Origin of the sequence: Pseudonocardia sp. SID8383 (genome assembly GCF_009864975.1) — a bacterium.
In the GTDB taxonomy this organism is placed as follows: Bacteria; Actinomycetota; Actinomycetes; order Mycobacteriales; family Pseudonocardiaceae; genus Pseudonocardia; species Pseudonocardia alni.
Genome location: NZ_WWFY01001029.1, coordinates 1 through 6,421, shown reverse-complemented (window position 1 = coordinate 6,421; position 6,421 = coordinate 1). Strand labels below are relative to the sequence as shown.

Here is a 6,421-nt window from a genome sequence, read left to right as displayed (position 1 = left end):
GCTTCGGGCTGCGCGGCGCGCCGCCGCCCGCGGTCTACCCCCGGGTCCGGCACGGCGGCATGCGCCGCGACTCCCATCCCGAGGCCGGCCCGCCCGGCAGCGCCGTCCGGCCCCCGGGCAGTGACCTGGACCTGATGCGCAGCCAGCTGCTCGACCCCTACGACGTCGTCGCCGGGGTGCTCATCCCGATGCAGGGCCACACCGCGGGCGCCGAGGAGCCCGCGTTCGCGGCTGCGCTGTGCCGCGCGTACAACGACGTGCTGGTCACCGACTGGCTCGACCCCGAGCCGCGGCTGCGGGCCAGCATCTGCATCCCGCACGAGTCGCCGGCGGAGGCCGTCGCCGAGATCGAGCGCCGCGCCGCGGACCCGCGGTTCGTGCAGGTCCTGTTCCCCAGCGGCACGTTCCTGCCGTGGTCGGACGCCAAGTACCGGCCGATCTACGCCGCGGCCGCCGCGCACGGGCTGCCGGTGGCGATCCACCTCGGCGGCACCGAGGGCCACCGCGGGGACGGCTGGCCGTCGTTCTACCTGGAGCAGCACGCGTGGTACGGCAACGCCGTCGCCGTCGCGCTGACCGGGCTGGTCGCCGGCGGCGTCCTCGAGGCGGTGCCGGACCTGCAGTTCGTGCTCGTCGAGGGCGGGGTGTCCTGGCTGCCGTCGCTGCTCTGGGGGCTCGACGACGCCTGGGAGCTGTGCCGCGACGACGTCCCGTGGCTGACCCGCCCGCCGTCGGAGATCGTGCGCGAGCGGGTGTGGTTCACCACCCAGCCGATCGACGAGCCGCCGGTGCCCGCACACCTGGCGACGACCTGGGAGCAGACCGGGATGACCGACCGGATCCTGTTCTCCTCCGACTACCCGCACTGGGACTTCGACGACCCGATCACGGCGCTACGGGTGCTGCCCGCGGCGCTGCGCCGGCCGATGGCGGCCGCCAACGCCGCCCGCCTCTACGGCCTGACCCTGCCCGGGAGCGAGGAATGAGCGCCGATCCGCCCGAGGAGTTCGTCGACGCCGACACCCACGTCGCGCCGGCGTCGTTCGCCGACCTCGCGGGACTGCTGAGCCCGTACTGGCGCGACTACGCGGCGGGCGCCGCACTGCGCGCCGACCCCGTCCAGGGTGGCGCCTACCCGCCCGCGATGGTCGACGGGCCCGCCCCGCACGACGTCGCGGCCCTGCGGGCCGCGGTTCTCGACGCTCCCGCACCCGGGAGCGGCCGGGTCGGTACGGCGGTCCTGACCTGCACCACCGCGTTCGACGTCAGCCGCAACCACGCCTTCGAGGCCGCCCTGTGCCGGGCGGTGAACACCTGGACCGCGCAGCAGTTCCTCGACCACGAGCCCCGCGCCCGCGGCTCGGTCGCGGTGCCGCTCGGCGACCCGGCCGCGGCCGTCGCCGAGATCGAGCACTGGGCGGCCGACCCGCGCTTCGTACAGGTGCTGCTCCCGGTGCGCGGGCACGACCTGCGCTGGGGGCACCCGGTGTTCCGGCCGGTCCTCGCCGCGGCCGCCGCGGCCGGGCTGGTCGTCACCCTGCACGCCTGGGGCCGGGTCGGCAGCGCCCCGACCACGACCGGGTTCACCCACACCTACCTGCAGGACTACCTGTCCCACGGGCAGGTCGCCCAGTCCCAGCTGGTGTCACTGGTCGCCGAGGGCGCCCTCGGTGCGCTGCCGGGGCTGCGGGTGACCGTCGCCGAGTGCGGCTCGTCCTGGCTGCCGCCGCTGCTGTGGCGCCTGGACAAGGAGTGGCGCGGCATCCGCCGCGAGGTGCCGTGGGTGGACCGGATGCCGTCGGAGTACATCCGCGAGCAGGTCCGGTTCACCACCGCACCGGTCCACCTGCCGCGCGATCCCGGCGAGCTGCACGACGCCCTGGACGTCCTGGGCGCCGCCGGGCTCCTGCTCTACGCCGGTGACCACCCGCACCGCCACGGCGACGGGGTGGCCCGTCTCCTCGCCGCCCTCGACCCCGCCGCCCGGGCCGCGATCCGCCGCGGCAACGCCACCGCGTGGTACCGCAGCACGGACACCGTCGCCCCACCCGCGCCGTCCCTCGCGTCGACCCAGCACGCACCGGAGGTCCCCCGATGACCCGCACGACGACCCGGCTCGCCGCGGTCCTGCTCGCCGCCTGCCTCGCACTCGCCGGATGCGGCGCGGGCGGCGGTGAGGACGGCCGCGACCGGATCACCTTCCTCAACATCCTGCCGATGGAGTCGCTCGGCTACGCCGCCGAGATGATCGCCGACACCAAGGGCTTCTTCGCCGCCCACGGTCTCGACGTGACCTTCGAGGCCACCCAGGGCTCGGCGCCGGCCATCCAGACCCTGCTCGCCGGGTCCGCGGAGATCTCCCGGATCGGCGACATCGAGACGATGGTCGCCGCGGGCGAGCGCGGTGCACCGCTGGTCGCGATCGGCGGTGTGGTGCACAACGGGCCGCTGCGTCTGGTCTCCTCGCAGCGGGCGCCGGTCACCGACGCCGCGCAGCTGCGCGGCAAGCTGGTCGGGACGCCGTCGGAGGGCGGCACCAGCTCGATCACCCTCGACCTCGTCGCCGGGTCGGCCGGGATCGCCCCCGCCGAGCTGCGCCGCCAGGTCGTCGGGCTCAGCCCCGGCGTGTTCGACCTGGTGAACACCGGCCGCGTCGACGCGTTCATCGTCTCGCTCGACACCGCGATGCTGCTGCAGGCGACCCGGCCCGAGGCCGTCGTCTACGACCCCAACGACGCCATCTCCGCCGGGTCGCAGATCTACGCCACCTCGAAGGCCACCGCCACCGATCCGCAGGAGCAGGACAAACTGCGCCGCTACCTCGCGGCGATCGCCGACGCCACCGCGTTCATCACCGCCGACGAGGGAGGCGGCTTCGCCGAGACCATGCAGCTCATCGGCTCGAAGTACCAGGTCTCGGCGCTGGACCGGCCCGAGGTCGCCCGCGCCGCCCTCGCGTCCTATGTCGACGGCTACGCGGCGGGCCAGGGCCCGACCGGCATCGCCCCGCAGCGCTGGCAGGCCACCTACGACGAGGTGTCCTCGGTCGGTCAGGTCCCCGCCGGCCTGGACCCGGCGCAGTGGCTCGACGCCGGCCTCAACGGCACGGAGGGCACCCGATGAGCACCCCGACGACACGACGGTCCCCGGCAGCGGAGCAGGAGACGAGCATGACCCAGGAGACAGCGACCCAGGCGACGGCGACCCGTTCCGGGGCGCACGCGGCCCCGACCGGGGGCGCGGTCGGCCTGCGGGTGTCCGGTGTGGACAAGGTGTACCCGACCCGGCGGGGGGAGGTGCGCGCACTGTCCGGGATCGACCTGGACGTCGCCCGCGGCGAGTTCGTCTCGCTGGTCGGGCGCTCGGGCTGCGGCAAGACGACGTTGCTGCGGATCCTGTCCGGCCTGCTCGCCCCGTCCGCGGGGCTGGTCGAGGCGGGCGGACGGCCCGCGTGGGCCGCCGGCCGTCGTGACGACGCGGTCTTCGCCGAGTTCGGTCTGGTGTTCCAGGAGGCGAACCTGTTCCCGTGGTTCACGATCACCGACAACGTTGCGCTGCCGCTCAAGCTGCGGGGGGTGCCGCGTGCCGAGCGTCGCGCCCGGGCCGGCGAGCTGTGCGCCACCGTCGGGCTCGGCGGGTTCGAGGAGTCCTACCCGCGGGAGCTGTCCGGCGGTATGCGCCAGCGGGCCGCGATCGCCCGCGCCCTGGCCTGCGACCCGTCGGTGCTGCTGATGGACGAGCCGTTCGGCGCGCTGGACGCCCTGACCCGCGACCGGATGAACCTGGAGCTGCAGCAGATCCACGCGGTCTCCGGCGCCACCGTCGTGTTCGTGACCCACTCGATCCCCGAGGCGGTGTTCCTGGCCGACCGGGTCGTGCTGCTGACCCCGCGCCCGGGACGCATCCGGTCGATCACCACGATCGACCTGCCCCGGCCGCGGTCCGCCGCGACCGAGACGACACCGGAGTTCGGCGCGTTGGTCGCCGGGCTGCGCACCGAGCTGGACCGGGAGGACTGAACCGATGACCACGACCGAACGGCCCGCTCCGGCGACCGATCCCGCCACCCCCGTGACCGACCCAGGTGGCCCCGAGAAGGAGTCGCCCTGGCTGCGGCGCCTGCCGTGGATCTCCGGGCCGGTGCTCCTGCTGCTGCTCGTGGGGGCCTGGCAGTTCACCGTCTCGGTGGTCGGGGTCTCGGAGTTCATCCTGCCCGCGCCGGCCGCCGTCGTCGGCGCGCTGGGGGAGCTGCTGGCCGACCCGGCGATCTGGGGCCACATCGGCGTGACGCTGCTGGAGGTCCTCGTCGGGTTCGGCGCCGCGCTCGTCGCCGGTGTCTGCGTCGGCGCACTGCTCGGGCGGATCGAGTGGCTGCGCCGCGCGGTGCAGCCCGCCCTGGTCGCGCTGCAGGTGGTGCCCAAGGTGGCGTTCGTGCCGATCTTCGTGATCTGGTTCGGCTTCGGCCCCACCTCGAAGATCATCATGGCCGGGCTGCTCGCGTTCTTCCCGATCATGCTCAACGTGATGCTCGGGGTGCGCTCGGTCGAGCGTGGGCACCGCGACGTCATGACCGGGCTGGGCGCCTCGCGCTGGGCGACGTTCCGGAACCTGGAGCTGCCCGCGACCCTGCCGTACGTGTTCGCCGGCGCCGAGGTCGCGATCGTGTTCTCGGTGATCGGCGCGATCGTCGGGGAGTACCTCGGCGGCAGCGCCGGGCTCGGCTACCTGGTGGTGTCGAGCCTCAACGCCCTCGACGCGCCACGCCTGTTCGCGGTGATCGTGCTGCTCGCGGTGCTGGGGTCACTGCTCTACCTGATGGTGACCACCGCGAAACGCCTGGTCATCCCGTGGCACGAGTCGGTGAACACCGGGGTCTGAGCCCCAGCGCCCGCACGCCGACGCCGCCGGGTTCACGCCCCGGCGGTGTCGCGGGCCCAGCCGGTCAGCACCGGCACGACGACGTCGAGTGCGCCCGGCTCGCGGGCCCATCCGACGTGCGGGCGTGCCGCGGGCACGTCGAGCCGGTGACGGGTCACCGTGGCCGCGCCGAACATGTCCAGCAGCGCGTCGACCGAGGCGGGCGGGGCGAGCCCGTCGCGCTCGAACCCGATCCCGAGGACCGGCAGGTGCACCGCGGCGATCGACGGGGTGTGGTCGACCCGCGGCGTGCCGAACGCGAGCCGCCCGGTGCGGGCCCACCGGCCCCAGTCGCGCATCTGCCCGCGGGCCTCCCGCCCGGCGAAGCCGACCCGATCGCCCGGGAAGTGCCCGATCAGCATCGCCGCGGCCACGACGGCCTGGGTCCGCAGCAGGTGCGCGGGCCCCCAGACCCGCCAGTCGACGCTGCCCGACCCGACGAGGGCGACACCGTCGACGCGGTCGGGATGCCGCGCGGCGTACGCGGTGGCGAGGTGCCCGCCGAGGCTGTGCCCGACGACGAACACCGGCGCGCCGGGCCGCTCGGAGTGCACCGCCTCGACGGCGGCGGCGAGGTCGCCGACGAGGTCGTCGTAGCCGAAGTCGTGGCGGCGCCCGGGCGGGGGAGCGGGCCGGGCCTGGTGCCCGCGCAGCTCGGTGACCGCGGCGGCGACGCCGGCGCCGGTCAGCGCCCTCAGCAGCGGGGTGTAGAACGACGCCCGCATCCCCATCGCGGGCACGACCAGCAGCACGGGTGCACCGGGGTCGGGCACCGGGTGCAGGGTCAGCTCCAGCGGTGCCGGGGCCGGGCGGTCCAGGACGGTGGTGAAGGGCACGCCGGTGATCCTCTCCCGGCCGCCCGCCGGGTCAGGCCGGGGCCCCCGCCAGGGCGCGCAGGCCGGCGTCGAACACGGCCATGGCCTCGTCCACCAGCTGGGTCAGCGACGGCGAGCGCGGGTCCGTGCCGTGGTCGCCCAGCCAGTGCTGCACCGCGACGCGCAGCCCGGTCACCGCGGCGGCCGCGGCCAGGGTCGGGTAGAGGTCGCGGGCCGGGTCGGACCCGGTCCGGGCGACGACGGCGTCGGCCAGCGCCCGCTCCTGGGCGGCGAACGCGGCCATCTGGTGCGCGACGATCGTCGGGTGCCCCCGCAGCGCCCGCAGCGCCTGCACCCGGTCGAGATAGCCGGGGTCGGTGACCACGGCGCGCAGCGCGTGCCGCAGCGACTCGGTGACCGGCTCGTCGTCGGGTCGGGCGGCGAACGCGGTCAGCAGGGTGTCCGCCGACGACGCGTTGCCCGCGACGACCGCCTCCTCCTTCGAGGTGAAGTAGTTGAAGAAGGTGCGGGGCGCGACGTCGGCGGCGTCGGCGATCTGCTCGACGGTCACCGCGTCCGGGCCGTGCGTGCTGCACAGCCGCAGCGCGGCGCCGGCGAGCGCGGCCCGGGTGGCGGCCTTCTTGCGCTCGCGACGCCCGGGCGCGGCCTGCTCAGCCACGGTCGGCCCC

General features: G+C 75.3%; 7 protein-coding genes. 5 read left to right on the top strand and 2 right to left on the bottom strand.

What is annotated here, in order from left to right:
• The 5 genes from GTW08_RS24785 to GTW08_RS24765 all read left to right on the top strand — a co-directional run.
• Positions 1 to 986: amidohydrolase family protein (locus tag GTW08_RS24785; protein ID WP_161152610.1), on the top strand; the 986-nt coding region annotated here is incomplete at its 5' end.
• Positions 983 to 2,098 (top strand): amidohydrolase family protein, encoded by a 1,116-nt coding sequence (locus tag GTW08_RS24780; protein ID WP_073575060.1) that lies wholly within the window; start codon positions 983 to 985, stop codon positions 2,096 to 2,098. The genes GTW08_RS24785 and GTW08_RS24780, both read left to right, overlap by 4 nt.
• Positions 2,095 to 3,123, top strand: coding sequence for an ABC transporter substrate-binding protein (locus GTW08_RS24775; protein WP_073575059.1), 1,029 nt, complete (start codon positions 2,095 to 2,097; stop codon positions 3,121 to 3,123). The genes GTW08_RS24780 and GTW08_RS24775 overlap by 4 nt, the downstream gene beginning before the upstream one ends.
• A 47-nt stretch (positions 3,124 to 3,170) precedes the next feature.
• Positions 3,171 to 4,019 carry an ABC transporter ATP-binding protein gene (locus GTW08_RS24770; protein WP_083658341.1) on the top strand — a complete coding sequence of 283 codons (849 nt, stop codon included), beginning with the start codon at positions 3,171 to 3,173 and terminating at the stop codon, positions 4,017 to 4,019.
• 4 nt (positions 4,020 to 4,023) lie between these two features.
• Positions 4,024 to 4,878, top strand: a complete 855-nt coding sequence (locus GTW08_RS24765) for an ABC transporter permease (protein WP_083474056.1) — start codon at positions 4,024 to 4,026, stop codon at positions 4,876 to 4,878.
• A 32-nt stretch (positions 4,879 to 4,910) separates the two neighbouring features.
• On the opposite strand, the gene GTW08_RS24760 is transcribed toward GTW08_RS24765, so the two are convergent.
• Positions 4,911 to 5,753 (bottom strand): alpha/beta fold hydrolase, encoded by an 843-nt coding sequence (locus GTW08_RS24760; protein ID WP_073575058.1) that lies wholly within the window; start codon positions 5,751 to 5,753, stop codon positions 4,911 to 4,913.
• A 31-nt stretch (positions 5,754 to 5,784) separates the two neighbouring features.
• The coding region (locus GTW08_RS24755; RefSeq protein ID WP_202417650.1) for a TetR/AcrR family transcriptional regulator at positions 5,785 to 6,421 on the bottom strand (637 nt) is incomplete at its 5' end.

What these genes read in the sequence shown, in the direction of transcription:
- GTW08_RS24775 (WP_073575059.1), top strand. Translation starts at nt 2,095, where the DNA reads ATGACCCGCACGACGACCCGGCTCGCCGCGGTCCTGCTCGCCGCCTGC.
- GTW08_RS24765 (WP_083474056.1), top strand. Translation starts at nt 4,024, where the DNA reads ATGACCACGACCGAACGGCCCGCTCCGGCGACCGATCCCGCCACCCCC.
- GTW08_RS24780 (WP_073575060.1), top strand. Translation starts at nt 983, where the DNA reads ATGAGCGCCGATCCGCCCGAGGAGTTCGTCGACGCCGACACCCACGTC.
- GTW08_RS24770 (WP_083658341.1), top strand. Translation starts at nt 3,171, where the DNA reads ATGACCCAGGAGACAGCGACCCAGGCGACGGCGACCCGTTCCGGGGCG.